The organism is Neobacillus sp. S1115, from assembly GCF_055385565.1.
Genome location: NZ_AP038275.1, coordinates 2,116,241 through 2,136,362, shown reverse-complemented (window position 1 = coordinate 2,136,362; position 20,122 = coordinate 2,116,241). Strand labels below are relative to the sequence as shown.

22 protein-coding genes are annotated in these 20,122 nt (G+C 37.4%); 1 reads left to right on the top strand and 21 read right to left on the bottom strand.

Annotation, left to right across the window (positions count from 1 at the left end; all coding sequences use genetic code 11):
* Positions 1-70: 70 nt before the first annotated feature.
* From wrbA to spxA, 4 genes are all read right to left on the bottom strand, one after another.
* A complete protein-coding gene (gene wrbA / locus ACZ5B7_RS10505) occupies positions 71-736 on the bottom strand; it encodes an NAD(P)H:quinone oxidoreductase (RefSeq protein ID WP_213140691.1) in 666 nt (221 codons plus the stop codon).
* A 49-nt stretch (positions 737-785) separates the two neighbouring features.
* Positions 786-1,208, bottom strand: coding sequence for a DoxX family protein (locus ACZ5B7_RS10500; RefSeq protein WP_464493666.1), 423 nt, complete (start codon positions 1,206-1,208; stop codon positions 786-788).
* Positions 1,209-1,281: 73 nt separating this feature from the next.
* On the bottom strand, positions 1,282-2,226 hold the full coding sequence (locus ACZ5B7_RS10495; protein WP_464493665.1) for a ring-cleaving dioxygenase: 945 nt from the start codon (positions 2,224-2,226) through the stop codon (positions 1,282-1,284).
* Positions 2,227-2,413: 187 nt separating this feature from the next.
* Positions 2,414-2,818, bottom strand: a complete 405-nt coding sequence (gene spxA / locus ACZ5B7_RS10490) for a transcriptional regulator SpxA (RefSeq protein ID WP_378581154.1) — start codon at positions 2,816-2,818, stop codon at positions 2,414-2,416.
* A gap of 272 nt (positions 2,819-3,090) precedes the next feature.
* Between spxA and ACZ5B7_RS10485 the strand changes: the two genes are divergently transcribed.
* Complete coding sequence (locus tag ACZ5B7_RS10485) at positions 3,091-3,585, top strand: hypothetical protein (protein WP_464493664.1); 495 nt, start codon at positions 3,091-3,093, stop codon at positions 3,583-3,585.
* Between the two features lie 119 nt (positions 3,586-3,704).
* Here the strand turns inward: ACZ5B7_RS10485 and ACZ5B7_RS10480 are convergent, their stop codons facing one another.
* The 17 genes from ACZ5B7_RS10480 to cysK form a co-directional block, all read right to left on the bottom strand.
* Complete coding sequence (locus ACZ5B7_RS10480) at positions 3,705-5,042, bottom strand: glucose-6-phosphate isomerase (protein WP_464493663.1); 1,338 nt, start codon at positions 5,040-5,042, stop codon at positions 3,705-3,707.
* Positions 5,043-5,124: 82 nt separating this feature from the next.
* Positions 5,125-5,784: a fructose-6-phosphate aldolase gene (fsa, locus tag ACZ5B7_RS10475; RefSeq protein ID WP_464493662.1), complete on the bottom strand. Its 660-nt coding sequence runs from the start codon at positions 5,782-5,784 to the stop codon at positions 5,125-5,127.
* A 36-nt stretch (positions 5,785-5,820) separates the two neighbouring features.
* Positions 5,821-6,714, bottom strand: a complete 894-nt coding sequence (gene gnd / locus ACZ5B7_RS10470) for a phosphogluconate dehydrogenase (NAD(+)-dependent, decarboxylating) (RefSeq protein ID WP_464493661.1) — start codon at positions 6,712-6,714, stop codon at positions 5,821-5,823.
* Positions 6,715-6,767: 53 nt separating this feature from the next.
* Positions 6,768-8,765 carry a transketolase gene (gene tkt / locus ACZ5B7_RS10465; protein ID WP_464493660.1) on the bottom strand — a complete coding sequence of 666 codons (1,998 nt, stop codon included), beginning with the start codon at positions 8,763-8,765 and terminating at the stop codon, positions 6,768-6,770.
* 21 nt (positions 8,766-8,786) lie between these two features.
* Positions 8,787-10,301: a glucose-6-phosphate dehydrogenase gene (gene zwf, locus ACZ5B7_RS10460; RefSeq protein ID WP_464494468.1), complete on the bottom strand. Its 1,515-nt coding sequence runs from the start codon at positions 10,299-10,301 to the stop codon at positions 8,787-8,789.
* A 75-nt stretch (positions 10,302-10,376) separates the two neighbouring features.
* On the bottom strand, positions 10,377-10,511 hold the full coding sequence (locus ACZ5B7_RS10455; RefSeq protein WP_378581146.1) for a BA3454 family stress response protein: 135 nt from the start codon (positions 10,509-10,511) through the stop codon (positions 10,377-10,379).
* Positions 10,512-10,713: 202 nt separating this feature from the next.
* Positions 10,714-11,964 carry an ATP-binding protein gene (locus ACZ5B7_RS10450; RefSeq protein WP_464493659.1) on the bottom strand — a complete coding sequence of 417 codons (1,251 nt, stop codon included), beginning with the start codon at positions 11,962-11,964 and terminating at the stop codon, positions 10,714-10,716.
* Positions 11,965-12,295: 331 nt separating this feature from the next.
* Complete coding sequence (locus ACZ5B7_RS10445; protein WP_464493658.1) at positions 12,296-13,072, bottom strand: sulfite exporter TauE/SafE family protein; 777 nt, start codon at positions 13,070-13,072, stop codon at positions 12,296-12,298.
* Positions 13,073-13,139: 67 nt separating this feature from the next.
* Entirely contained in the window at positions 13,140-14,267 is a 1,128-nt protein-coding gene (locus tag ACZ5B7_RS10440; protein WP_464493657.1) for an MBL fold metallo-hydrolase, read from the bottom strand.
* A gap of 46 nt (positions 14,268-14,313) precedes the next feature.
* A complete protein-coding gene (locus tag ACZ5B7_RS10435; protein WP_464493656.1) occupies positions 14,314-14,604 on the bottom strand; it encodes a rhodanese-like domain-containing protein in 291 nt (96 codons plus the stop codon).
* 32 nt (positions 14,605-14,636) lie between these two features.
* On the bottom strand, positions 14,637-14,996 hold the full coding sequence (locus ACZ5B7_RS10430) for a rhodanese-like domain-containing protein (RefSeq protein WP_464493655.1): 360 nt from the start codon (positions 14,994-14,996) through the stop codon (positions 14,637-14,639).
* 643 nt (positions 14,997-15,639) lie between these two features.
* Entirely contained in the window at positions 15,640-16,776 is a 1,137-nt protein-coding gene (locus tag ACZ5B7_RS10425) for an MBL fold metallo-hydrolase (protein WP_464493654.1), read from the bottom strand.
* A 16-nt stretch (positions 16,777-16,792) separates the two neighbouring features.
* The gene (locus tag ACZ5B7_RS10420) at positions 16,793-17,182 is read right to left on the bottom strand and encodes a DsrE/DsrF/DrsH-like family protein (protein ID WP_464493653.1); all 390 of its coding nucleotides are present in this window, start codon (positions 17,180-17,182) and stop codon (positions 16,793-16,795) included.
* A gap of 15 nt (positions 17,183-17,197) precedes the next feature.
* Complete coding sequence (locus tag ACZ5B7_RS10415; RefSeq protein WP_464493652.1) at positions 17,198-17,770, bottom strand: sulfurtransferase TusA family protein; 573 nt, start codon at positions 17,768-17,770, stop codon at positions 17,198-17,200.
* 119 nt (positions 17,771-17,889) lie between these two features.
* Positions 17,890-18,501: an SAM-dependent methyltransferase gene (locus ACZ5B7_RS10410; protein ID WP_464493651.1), complete on the bottom strand. Its 612-nt coding sequence runs from the start codon at positions 18,499-18,501 to the stop codon at positions 17,890-17,892.
* A gap of 161 nt (positions 18,502-18,662) precedes the next feature.
* The gene (locus tag ACZ5B7_RS10405) at positions 18,663-19,034 is read right to left on the bottom strand and encodes a hypothetical protein (RefSeq protein WP_464493650.1); all 372 of its coding nucleotides are present in this window, start codon (positions 19,032-19,034) and stop codon (positions 18,663-18,665) included.
* A gap of 105 nt (positions 19,035-19,139) precedes the next feature.
* Positions 19,140-20,063 carry a cysteine synthase A gene (cysK, locus tag ACZ5B7_RS10400; RefSeq protein WP_464493649.1) on the bottom strand — a complete coding sequence of 308 codons (924 nt, stop codon included), beginning with the start codon at positions 20,061-20,063 and terminating at the stop codon, positions 19,140-19,142.
* Positions 20,064-20,122: the final 59 nt, after the last annotated feature.

Below are 20,122 nucleotides of genomic sequence, written 5' to 3'. Positions count from 1 at the left end.
GTTTCTCCATATTAGAAAAAAGAGCCAATCATTTCCTTTGATTAGCTCCCTTTATTTTATATTTATTCCGTTATTGATTTGCTTTTTTTACCCATTCTGCCACTGTAACAGTACGCTTTGCTTGATGTTTTACAGCTGCTTGAACATCTTCAATCATTTTTCCATCTTGACCAACAGTAACACTTGTTCCATATGGGTTTCCACCAGCTCCAAATGTAACCGGATCAGTATAACCAGGAGCAGCCACAATTGCACCCCAGTGATACATCGTTGTATATAGCGATAAAATAGTTGCCTCTTGACCGCCGTGAGCATTTTGTGCTGATGACATTGCGCTTACAACTTTATTTACAAGTTTTCCATTAAACCAAAGTCCACCTGTAGTATCTAGGAATTGTTTCATTTGTGATGGCATATTACCAAATCTAGTTGGTACGCTGAATATAATTGCATCTGCCCATTCTAAGTCATCTAATTTAACCTCTGGTACATCTTTTGTTTTTTCAACTGTAGCTTTCCAAACCGGATTCCCCTCGATAGCGGATTGCGGAGCAAGTTCAGGTACTTTTAATACTTTTACTTCAGCACCTGCTTCTTTAGCACCTTCTTCTGCCCATCTTGCTAATTGATAGTTTGTTCCACCCATGCTGTAATAAATAACTGCTAGTTTAACATTTGTCATTTTTTCATTCTCCTTTTCTGATGAATTTCCAAATAATTTGGATAGAAAGCCCATATTGATACACCTCCTATTATTTCTTTTTTTAAATTTTACATTCTAAATTTTAGAAAGCATTTGTAGTCTCTTTTGAATCCTTGTTAAATATCAAGTGGCTTATTGCGAATAGCTTGCTTCCATTAATGATAAGATATACCGCAATAGCTAAGAATGCTAAGTCTAATTCATAACCGGCCATTTGACCATTTCCTAATAAGCCAATTGCTAGTTTTACTTTTAATGTTGCTCCAATCATTAATAATGCAAACAATGCCGCAACTAGTCTTGTTGCCAATCCAACGATTAATAATATCCCTCCAATAATTTCAAGTATAGCAACTCCATATGCCATGACCCCTGGTAAGCCAAGACTTTCAAACCAGCCTGCCGTATTTTCAATTCCACCTTGAAATTTAACAACTCCATGAATAAAGAATATTACTCCTAATGTCACGCGTAATATAAGTGCCCCAATTTCATTTTTTAACATCTTCGTAAATCCTCCGGTTTATTATTTTATTTAGTAATAAAATGATCTTGCCCCTTATTGAATATATGTTTCATTAATTATCTCCCTCCAGAACTCGAACCTCTACAGACGGTAAGGTTTCTTCTAATTCTTCCCTTTTTGACTCGAGCCAAGATGGCAGCATAAGTTTCTGGCCGAGTTTCGCAACTGGTTCATCGACTGAAAAACCGGGCGGGTCAGTTGCTATTTCGAAGAGGATTCCTCCCTGTTCATGAAAATAAATTGCCTTAAAGTAATTCCGATCGAGAATTTCTGTCGGATGATAACCATTTTCCTCAAGAAGCGACTTCCATCTGTGATGATCTTCTTCATTCTTTGCTCTCCAGGCAATATGGTGAACCGTGCCTGACCCCATTAATCCTCGGACAGATGGGGTAAGCTGAATATCAATCGTATTTCCAAGATGTCCTTCAGCCTTAAATCTTAGATAATCTCCATCTTGTCCGATACATTCTAATCCCATCACATTTTCTAGTACATCTGTTGTTTTATGCGGTTGAGCAGAGTTAAGGATAGCTCCGCTAAACCCTTTTATGGCATTATCTGCTTGAACCCCACCAAAGCTCCACTGGTTAGTTGGTCCCTCATCACTTTCGACAAGTTCAAGCAGCAAACCGTCTGGGTCGTTAAATCGGAGATACTTTTCTCCGAAGCGAATGGAAGAAGTAGATTCAATATTGAATTTTTCAAATCGCTTTTTCCAAAATGGAAGCGAGCCCTTTGGGATGATGTAACTCGTTACTCCTACCTGTCCGGTTCCAATTCGCCCTTTTAGCTGTTTTTCCCAGGGGAAAAAGGTAATGACTGTTCCCGGGTTGCCCGTTTTATTTCCAAAGTAAAGGTGATACACCTCAGGACGATCAAAGTTGATTGTTTTCTTAATCAGCCTTAATCCTAGTACACCTGCATAAAAGTCGATATTCCTTTGGGCATCATTTACCATCGCAGAAATATGGTGGATACCTGACGTTTTTTGCATTGTAAGAATCTCCTCGTTTCACCATAGGATTTTTTTGAAGATTTATTTCGGTATTTCAATGGAAAAGAGAAACACTCCTTTTAAAATTATTGTGTTTATTATTTAATGAAATTATAGACCTTTTAATCTGAGATTCTCTAATTCGAGATATTAAAAAATAAAAAAAATATCTAATTGAAAATCGGCATTATTGAACTTCTTCTAAAAAGCTATCGATTTCATCTAGCAGGAATACTCTCATATTACGCGGCAAGAAACTCCGTATTTCTTCTTCATTAAATCCCACTTGTAATTTTTTTTCATCAAGGATTAATGGTCTTCTTAATAACCCAGGATTTTCTTTAATAATATTAAATAATTCTCGAAGTGATAAAGAATCCATATTTACATTCAGTTTCTGGAAAGCTTTTGAATTTGTCGAGATAATTTCGTCTGTTCCTTCCTCTGTAAACTGAAGGATGTTCTTAATCTCTTCTATCGTAAGCTTTTCAGAAGAAATATTTCTTTCCTTAAATGGAATTTGATGATCCTCAAACCAAGCTCTTGCTTTTCGACATGAGGTACAACTTGGTGTTAGAAATAAAGTTACCATTTTAAACACTCTCTCCTTATCAAGTTAAATCAATTATTTATTGATTCTCAATTATCTCGAATTTAATTATCTTTAATTAAGGATATTTTTATTATATTTCTTCTTCCCTATTTGTCAACACTATTATTATAAAAAATTATTAATTGACACTCCTAATAAAATCTCATGCAACTTATATTGATTTATTTCTCTTTGTTTACTATAATGTAATTAGGTTACTTAAAGTATACATGTTACTTTTTATATAAAAATTAGAAGTGAGGTAGTAAAATATGAATATGTTAGAATCAAAAGTAATTCAAACGAGATTTGAAAAAGAAATTTTTATAGATGAAAAATCAAACATTGAAATTAACGGGTTTCGTTCTCTCGATAAGAACACACCTTTTTATGAATTTATGATTGGCCTTGATCTAATGCGGATTAGGGATAATAAGTATTATGGAAATAAAAAAAGCTATGCTCGTATAAGAATTTCGGAGGATTTACAATCTCTTTTCGTTCTAGAACCCGATATTCAAAGTATCTTTGCCGTCAAAAACCAACAAGAAAAAGAAGCAGCAATGGAATTAATTCAATATTTATTAATTGATTCACAAATTTTTAAACAAGTGGTAGCAGATATGATAGGTAACCTAAGAAAAACAAATGTAGTTAGCAGCTTGGAAATCAAGGAATTAAAAGTTAAACTGGCTGTACTAGAAGGATTATTAAATGTAACTGAGGAAAATATTCAATTCACAATTAGAATGGAAAATATCGCCTAATTATTTCACAAAGGAGAAAAGCCTCCATCATAATTGGCTTTTCTCCTTTTTGTATTTGTAATGTTTCATACTTCACGAAAAAGCAACCTTAATTAAGACAAGGTTGCTTTCATTTACTATTATTTAGTAATGCGTTTTTGTAATTGTTCTCTTTCCGCTTCATATCCTGGTTTTCCTAGAAGCGCGAACATGTTCTTCTTGTATGCCTCTACACCCGGCTGGTCAAAAGGATTTACTCCCATTAACAAGCCGCTGATTCCACATGCTTTCTCAAAGAAATAAACCATTTCACCGAAGGTATATTCATTTAATTGATCCAGCTCTACGGATAGGTTAGGAACTCCTCCGTCCACATGAGCTAGAACCGTACCCTGTGCAGCATTCTTATTTACATAGTCCATTGTCTTCCCAGCTAAATAATTTAATCCATCAAGATCTGCCTCTTCCATCCCTAAAGTAATGTCAACTTTAGGTTCTTTTACAGATACCACGGTTTCAATAAGGTCACGGCGTCCTTCTTGGACATATTGTCCCATGGAGTGAAGATCAGTGGTGAAATCAACAGAAGCAGGATAAAGACCTTTTTGGTCCTTTCCTTCACTCTCTCCAAATAGCTGTTTCCACCATTCAGAAACATAATGAAGGGCAGGTTCGAAGTTCACCAAAAGTTCAATTGATTTTCCTTTTCGGTAAAGAGCATTTCTGACGGCCGCATACTGATAACTTTGGTTTTCTGCCAAGTTTGGGTTATTATACTTATCCGCAGCAGCTGCAGCCCCTGCCATCATTATATCAATATCTAAGCCAGCAGTTGCGATTGGCAATAGACCTACGGCTGTTAACACAGAGTATCTGCCGCCAACATCATCAGGAATGACAAAGGTTTCATATCCTTCTTCATCGGCAAGTGTTTTTAAAGCGCCTTTAGCACGATCGGTTGTTGCATAAATACGTTTTTTTGCTTCTTCTTTTCCATACTTTTTCTCCAAATATTCTCGGAAAATACGAAACGCAATAGCAGACTCTGTTGTTGTACCTGATTTTGAAATCACATTAACGGAAATATCCTTGTCCTTAAGCACATCAAATAAGTGGGTCAGATAAGTAGCACTGATATTTTGTCCTGCAAAATAAATATCAGTAGTACCATCCATTTGATTATGAAACGTATGAGACAAAGCTTCAATGGCAGCTCTTGCACCAAGATAAGAGCCTCCGATTCCGATGACAATTAAAGCATCAGAATTACTGCGGATTCTTTCTGCCGCTGCTTTGATACGCGCAAATTCTTCTTTATCATAGTTATGGGGTAAGTCTACCCATCCAAGATAATCAGATCCCGGTCCTTTTTTTTCATGGAGCATCTCATGTGCAGTTTTTACAAATTCACTTAAATAGTCCACTTCATGCTGCTGCATGAAAGATAATGTATTTGAATAATCAAAAGTAATTGACATACGCTTGTTCTCCTCACCGTTTGTTTGGTTATGTAAGGGCGTTAATTCTCCTCTGACTAACGCCCTTAACTTTTAAATTCTTTTATACTGTCTTCCAGTCAGCAGCAAATTTTTCAAGTCCTTGATCGGTCAACGGATGTTTTGACAATTGCTCAATGACCTTGAATGGAATCGTTGCAATATGCGCTCCTGCCATCGCTACACGGGTAACATGGTCTGGATGACGCACGGATGCAGCAATGATTTGCGCATTTAGATTTTGAATCCGGAACATCTCTGCGATTTTTGCGACAAGTTGTACACCATCTTCATTAATATCATCTAAACGTCCTAAGAATGGTGAAACATAAGTAGCACCTGCACGTGCCGCCAACAATGCCTGGTTCACACTAAAAATCAAGGTAACGTTGGTTTTAACACCTTTTTTAGTTAAATAGCGGCAAGCCTCTAGTCCATCAAGGGTCATTGGAAGCTTGATGGTGATATTCTTATCGCCGCCGTTAATTTTAATAAGCTCGTCTGCTTCTGCAATCATTTGGTCAGCAGTTAAAGCATTAGGTGTTACCTCGGCTGAAACGGACTCCACTTCTGGAACGGCATTTAGGATTTCAGCAATACGGTCTTCAAATTTAACTCCTTCTTTTGCTACCAATGAAGGGTTGGTTGTAACACCTGAAAGAACTCCAATTTTATACGCTTTTTTAATCTCATCTAAGTTTGCAGTATCAATAAAAAATTTCATTTTTGTTTTCCTCCTATTGTTAAAAATTCGGTTATTTTAATTCTTTACGACAGCGTGTCCGCCAAATTCATTTCTTAATGCGGCTACAACTTTACCTGTAAATGTATCATTATCTAAAGAACGGTAACGCATTAATAAAGACATTGCAATAACTGGAGTAGCCGTTTGTAAATCTAAAGCTGTTTCCACAGTCCATTTTCCCTCACCTGAGGAATGCATGATCCCTTTAATTTCATCTAATTTTGCATCTTTTGAAAAGGCATTCTCAGTCAATTCCATTAACCATGAACGAATAACAGAACCATTATTCCAAACTCTGGCGACCTTTTCATAATCGAAATCGAAATCGCTTTTCTCCAGCACTTCAAAGCCTTCGCCTATTGCAGCCATCATCGCATACTCGATACCATTATGAACCATTTTTAAGAAGTGACCGCTGCCAGCTTTTCCGGCATATAAGAAGCCATTTTCCACTGCTGTATCCTTGAAAAGGGGTTCCACTATCTCCCAAGCATCTGGGTCGCCTCCTATCATATAACAAGCTCCATTTCGGGCCCCTTCCATACCGCCAGAAGTACCGGCATCCAAATATCTTACGCCTATTTCCTTTAATTCATTGTAGCGTTGAATTGATTCTTTATAGTGAGAATTACCGGCTTCAACGACAATATCGCCTTTTTCCAAATAGGGTAAGATCTCACCAATAACTATATCAACCACTGCGTGAGGAACCATTATCCAGACAATTCTTGGATGTTCCAAGGTCTGGATAAGTTCTTTATAACTTGATACACCAGTTGCTCCATATTTCTTCATATTTTCTACTGCACTTGGATTAACATCAAATGCTACCACTTCGTGATGGTGATCCATTAAATTTTGCCCTAAGTTTAGTCCCATTTTTCCTAAACCAATAAGTCCTACCTTCATTATGTTCTCCTCCAATGTTGGATAATAATTTTTCCATTTATTTAATGGCCCACTCAAGAATGTTTTAAGACACTTTTCGCAATACTTACAACATTCTCAGGAGTAAATCCAAATTGCTTCATAACAGCTGTTCCATCACCTGAAGCACCAAATGTCTCTATGGAAAGAATTTTCCCTTCAAAGCCCACAAACCTCTCCCACCCAAGGGAAATCCCCATTTCTAGGGCAATTCGTTTAGAATTTGAAGAAGGGAGAACCTTTTCTTTATATTCCTTTGATTGATGACTAAACAATTCCCAGCTTGGCATTGCAACAACCCGCACAGAGATATTATCCTTTTCAAGTTCTGTTTTTGCGTTTACAGCCAAGGATACTTCGGAACCGGTAGCAATTAAAATAACATCTGGTGTGGCATTTGTTTCTTCTAATACATAAGCTCCCCTAGAAAGCTTCTCTAGATTTGCTTTTGTTTCATTAAACACCGGTAAATTTTGTCGACTTAGGATTAATGCAACAGGTCCTTCTGTTTGCTGAAGAGCATATGCCCATGCACTAGCTGTTTCGTTTGCATCTGTTGGTCGAATAACCGTTAACCCTGGTATGGAACGAAGTGCTGCCAGATGTTCAACCGGTTCATGTGTAGGGCCATCCTCACCTACTGCAATCGAATCATGCGTAAATACATAAATCACAGGAAGCTTTGATAGTGCAGCCAAACGGATAGACGGACGAAGATAATCATTAAATACAAAGAATGTACTTACAAAAGGTTTCACTCCACCGTGATAAGCCATCCCATTTGCTGCTGCACCCATTGCGTGTTCACGGACTCCAAAGTAAACATTACGTGCACCATACGATTCAACTGCGTACATTTGTTCACCTTTGATTTCAGTCATGGTGGAATGGGAAAGGTCTGCACTTCCACCAAATATAGCTGGAACAGATTTCACATAATGGTTAATGGCTTCGCCGCTGGCAACCCTTGTGGAAATACTTTTCCCAGATTCAAATGTTAATACATCTTTTGTATCGATGAGAACTTTTCCATCAATAGCTTTGGTTAATTGATCAGCTAGCTCAGGGTAGGCTTGCTTATATGCATCGAATTGCTGAATCCAAGTTTGTTCAGCATCAATCCCTTTACGCTTTAATAGCGCAAAGTGCTCTTTTACTTCCTCTGGAACATAGAAATCTTCTTCATAGAGCCAGTTATAGGCTTGTTTTGTTGCTTTTCCTTCTTCCGCTCCAAGTGGTGCACCGTGTGCTTTATTGGTACCAGCTACCTTTGGACTGCCATAGCCAATTATCGTTCTGATTTCAATCAAACTTGGCTGATCTATATGATGTTTCGCTGCTTCAATCGCATTCGAAATAGCTTCAATATCATTTCCATCATCCACTCTGAGATAGTGCCAGTTGGCTGATTCTGCTCTTTTCTCAATGTTTTCAGAGAACGAAGCGTTTAATTCACCATCCAGTGAAATATCATTTGAATCGTATAGCACGACCAACTTCCCAAGTTTCATGTGACCCGCCATTGACATAGCTTCATAGGAAATACCTTCCATTAGGTCGCCATCTCCGACTAACGCATAGGTGTAATGATCAATAATCGGATGCCCTTCTTTATTAAACTTCGCTGCTAAATGTGCTTCTGCCATCGCCATCCCAACAGCGTTCGCAATACCTTGACCTAATGGTCCTGTAGTCGCTTCTACACCAGCAGTATGACCGAATTCAGGATGCCCCGGCGTTCTGCTATTTAACTTTCTAAAGTTTTTCAAATCATCAATGGTGACATTATAGCCAGCTAAATGAAGCATGCTATACAGCAAACTGGATCCATGTCCCGCAGATAAAACAAATCGGTCACGGTTGAACCATTTCGGGTTTTCAGGGTTATGATGAAGATGCTTCGCCCATAATGCATACGTCATTGGCGCCGCCCCCATTGGTAGACCGGGATGACCAGAATTTGCAGCGTTAATAGCATCGATAGATAATGTTCTGATGGTAGTAACTGCTAAGTTCTCGATGTTTTGCGTCATTTTAATAAACCTCCTGGATACTTATTTCTGAAGTACTTTCTCTTTATTTTCTTCAACCTTTTCATCTAGCCACCATTTAAACCCATTTTCTAACAAGAGGGTATTTGCAGCATCCGGACCATAAGTACCTGATGAATGTTCATGTAGTGGGAGTAGATTTTCCTCGAATGCATCAAGAATTGGTTGAACCCATTCCCACGACAATTCGACTTCTTTCCAATGGGCAAAGAAGGTGGAATTTCCGATTAAAGCATCATAAATCAACCTTTCATATGCCTCAGGTACTCCTAAGCTATTTCCATTGCCTGTTGAATCCTCACAAGAAAAATTAATTCTGACAGGTTCAATTTTTCCATTATTCATCGGATTTTTACTGTTTAATTGTAGCGAGACATTTTCACCTGGGCTTATTTCGATGATTAATAAATTAGGTTCGACTTTTTGGTTATCGTTTATATAGTGTAAATCTAATGGATTTTTAAATTCGATTACGATACGAGTAGATTTTTCCTTCATTCTCTTTCCTGTTCGAATATAAAAAGGAACACCAGACCAAAACGGATTATCGATCCAAATTCGAGCAGCTACAAATGTATCAGTGTTGGAAGAAGGGTCCACTCCAGGTTCATCCTTATACCCTGGAACTTTTTGACCATTAATCTCACCAGAAAGGTACTGACCACGAACGATTTGGGTTTGAACATCTTCTTTTGTTACTGGCCTGAGAGCCTCCATTACCTTCCTTTTTTCATTCCTGATTTCAGAAGCATTGATTTTTTTGGGGAGATTCATGGCCGTCATCATCAGCATTTGCAGCATGTGGTTTTGAACCATATCCCGTATGGCTCCTGCTTGATCGTAATAACCTGCTCTTGTCTCAACCCCTACCGTTTCACTCGCAGTAATTTGAACGTTTGCGATATGTTCTCTATTCCATATTGATTGTAAGACTGGATTTGCAAATTCTAATGCCTCTAAATTCTGAACCATTGGCTTACCCAAGTAGTGGTCAATTCGGAATATCTCTTCTTCTTCAAATGCAGAACTTAATTTTTTATTTAGTTGACGGGCAGTTTGAAGATCACGCCCAAATGGTTTTTCAATCATCAAACGTTTCCAACCATTCGTTGCTCCCAAGCCACTATCTCTGATATTCAAAGCAATAATGTCAAAAAATTTTGGTGCAACAGAAAGATAGAACATTCGATTTTCTTTTATTTGCAATTCCGCTTCTCTTTGCTTAACCAACTGAAGTAATTTTTGATAATCTTCTGTATTGTTAACGTCTAAAGTGTTATATCGAAAAGTATCTAGAAAATCTCCCATTTCGCCAGCGTCATGTTCCAAACGGCGTGAAAAGGTTAATATAGATTCTTTTACTTTTTCTTGAAAATCATTATGAGTGAGGGTACCTCTTCCAAGTCCAATAATAGATATTGGTTGTGGTAATTTTTGATCTAAATACAAATTATAAAGGGCGGGGAAAATTTTTCGCTTCGCTAAATCTCCTGTTGCCCCAAATAAGACAAAGGTCATTGACTCCAATTTAATTCCTCCTAGTATTTGAAAAACATTACCCTAATATAAAGTAAAGTTCAGAAGATCACTTTATCAATTCAACCATTGTTTCTTAATTTGCTCTTGTGCGATATGCAAAATCTGTTTTTCAGATGTGTCCCTTTTAACAATTACATTGGTTAAGTAATTTTTCCCTTTGTAACTTAGCTTTACAGTTACTTCTATCATTATTGTCACCCCTATTTTAGGTTATCTTTATTTATTAGGTAACTATTAATAACTTTAGTTACTTTATGTAATCATGATACATTTTGATTAAATTATCGTCAAGTTAAGTATCTTGAATTTGAGATATTTATTTTTTCAAAATAAAAAACCTATGGTCATTACGACAATAGGTTTTGGCAGTCTATTATTATGTAACAAGCAGTTAGGTTATCTGAGGCAAAAGAATAATAAATTCGGTCCCCACTCCTTTTTCGCTTTTCACTTGGACCTTACCTTTAAACGAACGGATAATTTGATAGCTTACCATCATTCCGAGTCCAGTTCCGCTTTCCTTTAAGGAATAATACGGAGATCCAAGGCGGTCGATTTGCTCTTGGCTCATCCCGATTCCTTGATCCTTAATACTAATTTTTATATAGCCATCTTCATTTGAAGCACACGAAATCCACACCATTCCACCGTTCGGCATCGACTCGATTGCGTTTTTCAAAATATTAATCAAGGACTGGTCTAATTTTTGAGGATTAGCATAAACCCAACCGTTTTCAAAAATATCTGTTTTTATCACAACATTATGGCCAAGGGCGTAACTGTGAATGAGATTAACCACACGATGTAATTGGTTCCCTACATCGACTCTTACTTCGTTATGGTTGGATGGTTTTCCAAAAGATAAGAAATCATTAATAATTTCATTGGCTCGATCTAACTCTTCAATGGATAGTTGAATGTATTCCTTCTTCTTTTGAGCCAAATCGGGCTCGTCCAGAAGCTGCAGGAAACCACGAGTCACCTGCATCGGATTTCTAATTTCATGAGCGAAAACACTTGTTAACTCACTGATTACTCGCAATTTCTCTGAGTCTTGCATCTCTAGCCGCAACTGGTGGATCTCCCTGATTTTTTCAATTAACAAAGTGAAGGACCAGGTAAATACGACTGCAAAAACCAAATGAATCATCTGTACTTTTAGATGTTCAAACGTAAAACCTCTTAACATCCCAAAAACAGTAAGGCCAATTAAACAGTAGTAAAAGGATAGGCCCACTGCAATTTTAACCCTTTTATCTTTTTTCTTATTTTTGAAAGACTTTTGAAAAAACAAGATAATAGGGAGTGTTAACAATAAGACAAGAACGGTATTATAGAAACCTATGCTGATGCCGGAATTAAGTCGATACAGTATGATTAAACCAGAGAGGAAAATACTTGGCCAAAATCCTCCGTATAGGCTTCCTAATAAAAGAGGGATAATTCTTAACTCTAACCTGGCATTTTGACCAAAATTCACGGGAAAGGACATGCATAGTAATATTGACATTCCCCACAGAATGGTCATCGTGACGTGTCTATTTTTTTCACTCTTCACCTTCTCCATAATAAAGGTGGAGTAAATAAATATGGGAATAACCGTAAGTGTTAGCTGCAGTAAAAAATCCTTTATTATACTCATCTTTGTAACCTTTCACAGACCGTTCAAAAATTCTAGTAGTAATATTACATATTATACTTTAAATTTATTATAATTTGTCTACATAGTTTTTCAAAATAATGTCATTTTTTAGACTGTAAAAAAGCACGGCTTATAACGAAGCCATGCTTTTGATGATTCCTCCATAAATTTAAAAATAAACAAAAAGGTCTGCGGTAGCTGCCTCATTTAAGACCCATTTGATAGGTACTTGCTCTGCATGATAAATAAATTTGGCAGAATCCTTAATATCTATATCAACCACATAAAATTGAACATCCAATTCAACTGCCATTTCAAGTATAAAAGCAGCTTATAAAATTTCCATCCATGTTTTTATTGCGGTAGCTAATATTAAAAGGCCCATAACAATTTGCAAAACTTTCGTATTTACTCTTTTTCCAACATTCGCGCCAATTGGAGAAGCAATTAAACTGGCAACAACCATGATAATGGAAGGCAGAATGGCGACTTGCTCTGTTGTAAATTTTCCGGTAACAGCTCCAATAGATGAAATAAGTGTAATGGCCAAGGAAGAAGCAATTGTCATTCTAGTCGGGATTTTTAGTACAGTCAGCATGATTGGAACGAGCAGAAATGCCCCCCCAGCACCAACGATACCTGCACATATTCCGACGACAAAGGCGAAGAAGGCTGCAAGCCATTTATTGAATTTTACTTGTTCTAAAGGAACATCATCAATTCCTCGTTTTGGAACAAACATCATGATGACGGCAATCAATGCTAAAATTCCATAAACTATATTAATTCCGCTTTCCGGCATATGAGTCGAGCCAAAGCCTCCAATAAAGCTTCCAATCAAAATACTGATTCCCATGTAGGCAATTAACGTTTTATTTAGGAATCCTCCTTTACGGTATACCAAGACACCCCCAATTGTCGCAAAAAACACTTGGATCGCCGTAATTCCTGATACTTCATGGGCTGTAAAATGGCCTACCCCCAGTAAAACTGGAATGTACAATAACATTGGAAAATTGATGATCGCACCGCCAATACCTAACATCCCTGAAATAAATGATCCAATAAATCCAATTAGGAAGATCGTGATGATAAAGCTAATATCCATGGTATCCTCCTTTTAAAATAAAGGGAACCTATACTGGTTCCCTTTATTTTAACGTTTTAATCCAACTTTATCGAACTGCACAGCGGTTAGGTCCAATTTCCATTTCACGTTGCTTGTCGATGTCTGGATTGATTTTTCCCATGTTTGTTTGGCGAATTTCTTGATACGCATTTGGCTGAGGAGGCAGGTTTTCCGTTACCATTTTTCTGAATTCATTTTCGTCTTCAATATTTAGTCCATGATTCTTGGCAAACAATGTTCCTAATTTTTCAGCAACACTGCCGTTATCATTTAATTCTTCAATAATCATAAAGTGTGCTGGAAGGACGATGAGCTCTTCTGATAATTCTCTGTAACGTTTATAAAGAGTTTCTCTTAAATCTCCAACCCAGTCTTCCGCCAAACCTGCAAGGTCAGGTCTTCCGATGGAATCAATGAATAAGATATCGCCTGATAGCAAAAACTTTTCATCCACTACAAAGGAAGTAGATCCGATCGTGTGACCTGGAGAGTACAATGCGTGAATATTAATAATAGTATTTCCAATTGTTACGTTATTTCCGTCTTCTAATGGTTGGTAATCATATGTTACTTCTGTTGCATCTTTTGGCGGCAGCCAATAAGTGGCACCTGTTTTTTCGGCGATTTGACGCCCTCCTGAAATATGGTCTGCATGGAGGTGCGTATCAAATACGTGTGTAATATTGGCACCGATGCTTTCAGCAAAATCAAGATAGATTTCGGTCATACGTGTTGCATCGATTAGTGCTGCTTCGCCGTTTGATACCACCATGTAGGATAAACAACCTTTTCCGATTCGAACAAATTGATAAATTTCGCCGCTATCATTTAGGTCGCCCACTTTAACAGGTTCTAAATGTTCACTCCACGCTTTCATTCCACCTTCAAGGTATGAAACATTTAACCCGGCATCTGAGAGCATTTCTGCTACCATCACTGATGATCCTTCTTTTGCACAAACCACTAAAACTTCTTTATCAGTTGGAATTGGATCAAGGATTTCTTCCACTCCATCAAGCAATTCAAAATAAGGAATATTTAAATACGCAAAGTTTTCACCTTCGATTTTCCAATCGTTAAAATCACTTTCATTACGTACATCCAAAATAAACATTTCTTCTTTATTAAAAACTCTTTTCGTAACTTCTTGTGAAGTCATCACATTTACTGCCATTTTCTTTTTACCCCCTATGGTATTATTATAGTTAAAAAAATTTATTCTACTTCCCTTCCCACGCAAGCATTCCACCAGCCATGTTGATCACGTTAAATCCATAGCTTTCAAGAAACTGTGTAACACGACCGCTTCTGCCACCTGAACTGCATACCATAATATACTCTTTTGATTTATCTAATTCATGCAAACGGAATTCAACTAATCCTAATGGAATGTTTACGGCACCTGGAATTTTACCAGCTGCAACCTCATCCACCTCACGTACATCTATAATATTTAATTTCTTTCCTTCGTTTAATAATGTTTCAACTTCTTTTACTGTGATTTGTTTCATTTAATAGTCCTCCTTCAATATAGTTTAAGTGTTTAAGACCAAGCACTCATGCCGCCTCTGACATTCGTTACTTTATATCCCATATTTTTAAGAATCTTACTAGCCTTCCCGCTTCTCATCCCACTTTGGCAAATAACAACAATTTCCTTATCCTTTGAAAGTTCTTTGTCTGCTTTTTGCGCAAGCTGCTGAAGAGGGATATTTTTAAAACCTTTAATATGGTTTCCTTTAAACTCGCCTGGTGTGCGGACATCAACAAATTGTTTGCCTTTGTCATTTAATTCAGCTTTTAATTCTGTTGTAGAAATATTGTTAACACCTTTTGTTGGCAAAAAGCGTTTAATCACAAAGTACAACAGCACCGCAATGATAAGATAATTTACATATTCCATTTTTGTTTCCTCCTTGTATATCTGGGGAATGTTTTGATTACCCCAGTGGGTATAATTATATTAAAAATAAAAGTGGGTGACCACCCATTTTTATCGACTTTTTACTAGCAATTACTAAATCTTTCATGCTCTCTTCCCCGGTTTACCTCCCCTCTGACTGCATTTTTCTGTTTGGAATTAACAAGCGTTTATTCAAGCATTGACAAGTTATATATTATACCCAACAGGGTATATTGTCAACTGTAATTTTGTTTCTTCATTTAAATCTATTGAAAATTTACGAAAAAAGTTTATAATTCATAGTATAAACATAGGAATTAGAGGAATAGGAGGCTGGGTATGCATTTTTTAAAACGTCTATTTATTGAACATTGTCCTAAATGCCATAAAGTGTTGGAAACTCAACATTCAAATATATTAAAATCTGTTGTCATTAAATCGTGTCCTGACAATCATTATAAAAAAGAATTTCATCCCGCTTTTGAAACATATATTGAAAGTAATGCAAGCTAATAAAATTTAAAATAGAAGGTAGCCGGATTATCGCTACCTTCGTTTTTTTATCCTTTTTTCAACCAAACTTTAAAGGCACCATTATCTTCCTCGTCTTTTAGTAACAGCTTGATTAGACTTGTCTACTCCCTTATCTTACAGCACAACGGTTAGGTCCAATTTCCATTTCCCTCTGCTGCTCGTCATCCGGGGTGATTTTACCCATATTGGTTTGTCGAATTTCTTGATAGGAATTGGGCTGCGGCGGTAAGTTTTCAGTAACGGTCTTTCTAAATTGATTTTCATCTGAAATATTTAATCCATGGTTTTGTTTGTATAACACACCAAGTTTTTCAGAGATGCTTCCATTGTCGTTCATTTCGTTTATTCCCATGTAATGAGCCGGCAAAACTAATAAATCATCCGCAAGCTCTTTGTACCTTTTATATAAAGTGTTTCGTAGATCTCCTACCCAATCCTCAGCTTTTCCAGCCAAGTCAGGACGGCCAATAGAATCGATAAACAAAATATCCCCTGTTAACAAATATTGGTCATCGATGACGAAGGATGTACTTCCAATCGTATGCCCTGGTGAATACACTGCTTTAATCGTTGTACTACTGACCTTATACTCGTCTCCATCATGGATCGACTGGTACTCAAAAATGACTTCTGTCGCATCTTTGGGAGGAAGATAGTAGGTTGCACCCATTTTATCAGCAAGTTTTCTTCCTCCAGAAATATGGTCGGCATGTAAATGAGTATCTAAAACATGTGTTAGTTTAATATTGTGTTCTTTTATAAATGTTTCGTATGGTTCCAGCATCCGGTTTGTATCAATCATGGCGCCTTCCCCGTTTGAATCAATCAAATAAGACAAACAACCTTTTCCAATCCGAACAAATTGATAAATAACTCCACCATTTTTTAAATCGCCGATTTTTATTGGCTCTAAATGTTCACTCCACGCTTTCATACCACCTTCAATCGAGTAAACATTAGTAAAACCGGCTTCGGCAATTTGCTCAGCGACAAACTCTGAGGATCCACCCTTCGCACAAATTACATAAATTTCCTTGTTTTTTGGCAACCTATCTTTAATGGGGTCAATTCCTTCTAATAATTCAAAATAAGGAGCATTAATAATCTCGACATTCTTCCCCTCAATTTTCCAATCATCAAAATCATCTGTATTTCGAGCGTCTAAAATGAATAAATCTTCATGACTTATAACCTTTCTTGCGAGCTCTTTTGCCGAAATCGTTTTGACAGCTGTTTCGGTAGTCATAATTAACCTCCTCCCCCTAAAAGGTTAGTGTAACGTCTGCATCTTTTGCGAAGGTTAAAAACGTTACAGCTCCACCCACATCAATACCCTCAACAAAATGTTCTTTTTCCAGGCTCATCACATCCATCGTCATTTGGCAGGCAATCATCTTTACCCCCATCTCGCTAGCCATAGAAACGAGTTGATCGATAGGTGGAACATTAGCTTTTTTAAATCCTTCTTGGAAATGTTCCGTGCCAGGAGGCATAGGTAAATTTTTATGTGCTTCCTTATGAATCAGGTTAAGCCCTTCAAATGTAAAAAATATCCCAACTTCTGCATCTGTTGCAGCAGCAGCTGTTGCAATATTAAAGACCTTGTAAGCATCAAACATACCGCCATTAGCAGCAATAATTGCTACTTTCATTCCTTTTCCTCCTTATTAGTGGTTTTTTTCGATAGGACCTGTCCAATCTTTCATACCGGTTACTACATTTTTTATGTTTTTTAATCCCTTTTCCGTCAGTTTTTGTGCAGCAAGATCGCTTCGATTTCCTGACCGGCAAATAATGTGAAGATTTTCAGCATTATTTAATTCCTCAAAACGCTGTTCCAGCTCCCCAAGCGGTATGTTAGTAGAACCAGGAATATGTCCAAAAGCATACTCTGCTGGCTCTCGTACATCTAAAACGGTAATTTTCTCATTTCCTTCTATTTTTTTCAAAAGGTTATCCAAATTGACTACATCCGGGTGTGTTGTTTCCGGTTTTTCTTCTTCCACACTGGCTTTTCTGAGGTAGTGCTTTAAAACACTCCCCTCTTCAATGGTGCCTAAATACTGATGGCCCGTGTTTTGAGCCCATGCTTTCATATCAGCAGTTGAACCTTTGTCCGTTGCTTGTATTTCCATGACTTGCCCCGGCTCGAGCGTGGTCATTTCTTTTTTCGTTTTGACAATAGGCATTGGACAAGCCAAGCCCTTCGCATCTAACACTTTATTAACAGTAACCTCCATTACTTCGCCCTCCTTTCAAAGTTATTATTTTTCAAAATAATCATTACATGCCAACATACCTCCTACCATATTTTTCACCTTAAAGCCATTTTGTTTTTAACACCCTGCAGCCGTAATAATTAATTTGCCAGAATACTTGGTTTTTGCCCAACGAACTGAATGACATGAGACAAACCATTATGCAATTCCCCTTCGTGACGAACAGCCTCACCAATAAAAAAATGAAGAATACGCCAATCAGCAAAGGTTTGCCAAAACTCCTCAGGAGTATATAAAAAGTTTAAATCTCTCGGTCCCCCGCTATTATAGGGAATCTGCTTTTGTGAATATACTTCCGTTATGTAATACCCACCTGGTTTAACGGCTTCTTTTACCCCGAGAAGTATTTTTTTTCGCAATTCCTCTGGAAAATGACCAAAGATACATACAATTTCATCCCAATGGTCTTTTTTCCATGTTACTTCGTTTAAATCGACAAGTTCAGTTTTAATTTGAACTCTACGTTCTTCAGCAAGGTTTTTCGCTTTTTTCAAACCCGATTCCGCATAGTCCCATGCTGTCACATACATTCCTTGTTCCGCTAGAAAAACCCCATTGCGTCCTTCACCCTCAGCGATGCACAAAGCGTTACCTGACAATTGAAGTTTTTTCTGCATTTCTGCCAAAAATATATTGGGTTCCTTCCCATAAACATAATTTTCGGCTTGAAAACGAGTATTCCATTGATTCATTGTTCAACCTCCTAGTGTTATCTTTTCTATATATCATGCAAAAACCCAATATAACATTTACAATTTTATTCTTAATCAAACCTTAACAATGCCAAACCATAATGACACTTAAAGGATTGGTGCTCGGACTGAATTTTTTTCCTTCATTAATAATTTAAATTTTAGCAGTCCAGCCATCTGCGTTGGTCTAGCCCTATCTTCGATATTATTATTGGCAAGTTCCTCAGACACTTTATCACAAGGGATTTTCCTTTTAGGAGCCTATTCTCTCGGAATCCAGAAACAAGAAGGAGAATAAAGTGCCCAACTGCTAGCACAAGGCCTCCAGCAACCCATGTCCATGGTCCTTTTAACACAATTTCCCATTTAAAGGGTCCCTTTTTAAACATCGGCTCCACTTTTCCATTTCGCCGCTTTTCAATCAAATAAACTATGAAAAATAAAATGGCAACTAGGATGAAGTTTACCAGGACACCACCAAATGCACCGAATGTTTGAATAAAGGAAACAGGCACTATATTAGGAGTCGACATCCACCATGCAAAATCTTTTGACCCGATCACTGACATTAAGTGCTATGTGGTTCTTCGCAGAAAAATAAAAAGCTGCCGAAGCAGCTTTTCAGACAATATCATTTTTTAAATTGGGAACAAGTCAGATGATAAATAGCGTTCACCAGTGTCGGGAGCCAGTGCTAAAACATTCGCGTGAGAAGGAAGCTTTTTGGCAATTTCTAAAGCGTAGTAAATGGATGCTGCCCCGGAGGCTCCGACTAAAATTCCTTCTTCGGCAGCTACACGGCGTGCGATGTTCTGGGCGTCTTTATCTTCAATTAATAAAATCTTATCATAAATGGATTGATTTAGAATTTTAGGAATAAAACCAGGACCTGTACCTGGGATTTTATGCGGCCCTGGACAACCTCCCGATAAAACAGGAGACCCGGCAGGTTCAACGACATAAATCTTTAAATTTGGTATTTTTTCTTTTAACACTTCACCAGTGCCAGTAACGGTTCCGCCTGTTCCAGCCGTACAAACAAAGGCATCTAAATTCCCTTGAAATGATTCATAAATTTCAATCGCTGTAGTATCACGATGAGCATCTGAATTGGCAGGGTTTTCAAATTGCATCGGAATAAAGTGGTCAGGAATATTTTCTGCAATTTGATAAGCCTCTTCAATCGCTCCACGCATGCCTTTTTCCGAAGGAGTTAAATGCACTTCTGCACCATATGCTTTTAAAATTTTAATTCTCTCTTCTGTGGCATTACCTGGCATTGTAATAATACAACGATACTTCCTTGCGGCACACACCATGGCTAAACCGATTCCCGTATTACCAGAGGTCGGCTCAATGATAACGGTTTTGCCAGGAGTAATTTTCCCATCTTTTTCTGCTTGCATAATCATGTTAAAAGCAGCACGGTCTTTTACACTTCCTCCTGGGTTAAAGGATTCCAATTTAACATAAACAGAAGCACCTTCCTGATTGGGTAAATGATTTAACTTTACAATCGGGGTATGACCAATCAGTTCTAAAATAGAATTGTATAATTTCATATCAATACTCCATTTCATTCAGTTTATTTCTATTGGAATTATATGCTTTAATTCTCCAG

What these genes read in the sequence shown, in the direction of transcription:
- ACZ5B7_RS10435 (WP_464493656.1), bottom strand. Translation starts at nt 14,604, where the DNA reads ATGAAACAAATCACAGTAAAAGAAGTTGAAACATTATTAAACGAAGGA.
- fsa (WP_464493662.1), bottom strand. Translation starts at nt 5,784, where the DNA reads ATGAAATTTTTTATTGATACTGCAAACTTAGATGAGATTAAAAAAGCG.
- ACZ5B7_RS10415 (WP_464493652.1), bottom strand. Translation starts at nt 17,770, where the DNA reads ATGGAGGTTACTGTTAATAAAGTGTTAGATGCGAAGGGCTTGGCTTGT.
- tkt (WP_464493660.1), bottom strand. Translation starts at nt 8,765, where the DNA reads ATGACGCAAAACATCGAGAACTTAGCAGTTACTACCATCAGAACATTA.
- ACZ5B7_RS10485 (WP_464493664.1), top strand. Translation starts at nt 3,091, where the DNA reads ATGAATATGTTAGAATCAAAAGTAATTCAAACGAGATTTGAAAAAGAA.
- ACZ5B7_RS10405 (WP_464493650.1), bottom strand. Translation starts at nt 19,034, where the DNA reads ATGTCGACTCCTAATATAGTGCCTGTTTCCTTTATTCAAACATTCGGT.
- ACZ5B7_RS10500 (WP_464493666.1), bottom strand. Translation starts at nt 1,208, where the DNA reads ATGTTAAAAAATGAAATTGGGGCACTTATATTACGCGTGACATTAGGA.
- cysK (WP_464493649.1), bottom strand. Translation starts at nt 20,063, where the DNA reads ATGAAATTATACAATTCTATTTTAGAACTGATTGGTCATACCCCGATT.
- ACZ5B7_RS10450 (WP_464493659.1), bottom strand. Translation starts at nt 11,964, where the DNA reads ATGAGTATAATAAAGGATTTTTTACTGCAGCTAACACTTACGGTTATT.
- ACZ5B7_RS10420 (WP_464493653.1), bottom strand. Translation starts at nt 17,182, where the DNA reads ATGAAAGTAGCAATTATTGCTGCTAATGGCGGTATGTTTGATGCTTAC.
- spxA (WP_378581154.1), bottom strand. Translation starts at nt 2,818, where the DNA reads ATGGTAACTTTATTTCTAACACCAAGTTGTACCTCATGTCGAAAAGCA.
- ACZ5B7_RS10455 (WP_378581146.1), bottom strand. Translation starts at nt 10,511, where the DNA reads ATGATAGAAGTAACTGTAAAGCTAAGTTACAAAGGGAAAAATTACTTA.
- ACZ5B7_RS10480 (WP_464493663.1), bottom strand. Translation starts at nt 5,042, where the DNA reads ATGTCAATTACTTTTGATTATTCAAATACATTATCTTTCATGCAGCAG.
- ACZ5B7_RS10445 (WP_464493658.1), bottom strand. Translation starts at nt 13,072, where the DNA reads ATGGATATTAGCTTTATCATCACGATCTTCCTAATTGGATTTATTGGA.
- gnd (WP_464493661.1), bottom strand. Translation starts at nt 6,714, where the DNA reads ATGAAGGTAGGACTTATTGGTTTAGGAAAAATGGGACTAAACTTAGGG.
- ACZ5B7_RS10425 (WP_464493654.1), bottom strand. Translation starts at nt 16,776, where the DNA reads ATGACTACCGAAACAGCTGTCAAAACGATTTCGGCAAAAGAGCTCGCA.
- ACZ5B7_RS10410 (WP_464493651.1), bottom strand. Translation starts at nt 18,501, where the DNA reads ATGAATCAATGGAATACTCGTTTTCAAGCCGAAAATTATGTTTATGGG.
- zwf (WP_464494468.1), bottom strand. Translation starts at nt 10,301, where the DNA reads ATGACCTTTGTCTTATTTGGGGCAACAGGAGATTTAGCGAAGCGAAAA.
- ACZ5B7_RS10430 (WP_464493655.1), bottom strand. Translation starts at nt 14,996, where the DNA reads ATGGAATATGTAAATTATCTTATCATTGCGGTGCTGTTGTACTTTGTG.
- ACZ5B7_RS10495 (WP_464493665.1), bottom strand. Translation starts at nt 2,226, where the DNA reads ATGCAAAAAACGTCAGGTATCCACCATATTTCTGCGATGGTAAATGAT.
- ACZ5B7_RS10440 (WP_464493657.1), bottom strand. Translation starts at nt 14,267, where the DNA reads ATGGCAGTAAATGTGATGACTTCACAAGAAGTTACGAAAAGAGTTTTT.
- wrbA (WP_213140691.1), bottom strand. Translation starts at nt 736, where the DNA reads ATGGGCTTTCTATCCAAATTATTTGGAAATTCATCAGAAAAGGAGAAT.